Origin of the sequence: Streptomyces palmae, from assembly GCF_004684805.1 — a bacterium.
GTDB classification, from domain to species: Bacteria; Actinomycetota; Actinomycetes; order Streptomycetales; family Streptomycetaceae; genus Streptomyces; species Streptomyces palmae.
The window spans coordinates 1-1,729 of the sequence record NZ_SRID01000644.1; the positions used below are offsets into that span (position 1 = coordinate 1).

At 72.5% G+C, this 1,729-nt stretch carries 2 protein-coding genes and 1 pseudogene; all 3 read left to right on the top strand.

Annotation, left to right across the window (positions count from 1 at the left end):
• Window positions 1-57 precede the first annotated feature (57 nt).
• Window positions 58-453, top strand: a pseudogene (locus E4099_RS31750) (GlcG/HbpS family heme-binding protein); the annotation flags it as partial.
• The gene (locus E4099_RS31755) at window positions 450-797 is read left to right on the top strand and encodes a nuclear transport factor 2 family protein (protein WP_135342548.1); all 348 of its coding nucleotides are present in this window, start codon (window positions 450-452) and stop codon (window positions 795-797) included. The pseudogene E4099_RS31750 and the gene E4099_RS31755, both read left to right, overlap by 4 nt.
• A gap of 11 nt (window positions 798-808) precedes the next feature.
• Window positions 809-1,630 carry an aldo/keto reductase gene (locus E4099_RS31760; RefSeq protein ID WP_135342549.1) on the top strand — a complete coding sequence of 274 codons (822 nt, stop codon included), beginning with the start codon at window positions 809-811 and terminating at the stop codon, window positions 1,628-1,630.
• The last annotated feature ends 99 nt before the right edge of the window (window positions 1,631-1,729 follow it).

The following is a 1,729-nucleotide window of genomic DNA, read 5'->3' on the forward strand; positions in this document are numbered from 1 at the left end:
AACCGAGATCTACACTTATCCGATCGTCGGCAGCGCCAGATGTGTATATGAGACAGCACCACCGCCGATGCCGAAACCCTGCTCGCGGCGGCCCGCGAGGCCGCCGAAGCGGCCGGGGTCCCGGTCAGTGTCACGGTCCTGGACGCGGGCGGCCATCCACTCGCCTTCCGCCGCGACGACCGGGCGGTGCTGATCTCCGGTGAGACCAGCACCCGCAAGGCGTACACGGCGCTCCAGCTCGACGCCCCGACCGCCGACCTGGTCGACCTCGTCAAGCCCGATGGGCCGTTCCACTCCCTGCCCACCGCGCTCGACCGGCCGCTGCTGTTCATCGCCGGCGGCGTCCCCGTACACCGCGACGGCCGCCTGATCGGCGCCCTCGGTGTCGGCGGCGGCGCCCCCGAGCAGGACCACTCCTTCGCCGCCGCGGCGCTGAAGGAGTTCGCCCGGTGACCCGCACCCCGCAGGAGGTCTTCGCCGACCACGGCGGGCGCCTGGGCACCGGAGACCTCGACCTGATCGCCGAGAACTACACCGAGGACGCCGTCCTGATCACCCCGGAGGGGGCCTTCCACGGGCGCGGCGGTGTCCGGCGGGTCATCGGCCGGCTGCTGGCCGACCTCCCCGACGCCGACTGGCGGCTGACCCCGCAGTTCGCGGGCGAGGTGCTGTTCCTGCGCTGGACCGCGACCACCGAAGCCCGCCGGGTCTTGGACGGCACCGACACCTTCGTCTTCCGTGACGGCCTGATCAGCGCCCAGACCGTCCGCTACACCCTCACCGACCGCACCGCCTGAAGGAGCGAACCATGACCATCCCCACCGTGCAGCTGAACAACGGCATCCGGATCCCCCAGCTCGGCTTCGGCGTCTTCCAGGTCCCCGACGACCAGACCACCGCCGCCGTCGCCGCCGCCCTGGAAGCCGGCTACCGCAGCATCGACACCGCCGCCATCTACGGCAACGAGGCCGGCGTGGGCCGGGCCCTGGCCGCCTCCGGACTGCCCCGTGAGGAGCTGTTCGTCACCACCAAGCTGTGGAACGCCGACCAGGGCTACGACGCCACCCTGCGCGCCTTCGACGCCAGCCTCGACAAGCTGGGCCTGGACCACCTCGACCTCTACCTGATCCACTGGCCCACCCCCGCCCGCGACCTCTACCTCGACTCCTGGCGCGCCATCGAGCGCCTCGCCGCCGAGGGCCGCATCCGGGCGGCGGGCGTGTCCAACTTCCAGCCCGCCCACCTGAAGCGCCTGATGGACAGCAGCGAGCTCGTGCCGGCCGTCAACCAGGTCGAACTCCACCCCGGCCTGCAGCAGGCCGAGCTGCGTGCCTTCCACGCCGAGCACGGCATCGCCACCGAGGCGTGGAGCCCGCTCGCCCAGGGCGCCGTCCTGGACGACGCGGCGATCACCGCGATCGCCGCCCGGACCGGCAAGTCCCCCGCCCAGGTGGTGCTGCGCTGGCACCTCCAGCTCGGCAACATCGTCATCCCCAAGTCCGTCACCCCGGCCCGTATCCGGCAGAACCTCGACGTCTTCGACTTCCGGCTCACCGACGAGGACATGGCCCAGATCGCCGCGACCGACCGCGAGCTGCGCACCGGCCCGCACCCGGACCAGTTCAACTGACGAACCGCAGGCCCACCGTTCCGGGCGGCCACCGGCCGCCCGGAACGCCCCCGCACGACCCGCGGTGGCCCGCCGCCGCGTCCGAGGACCCCCCATGGC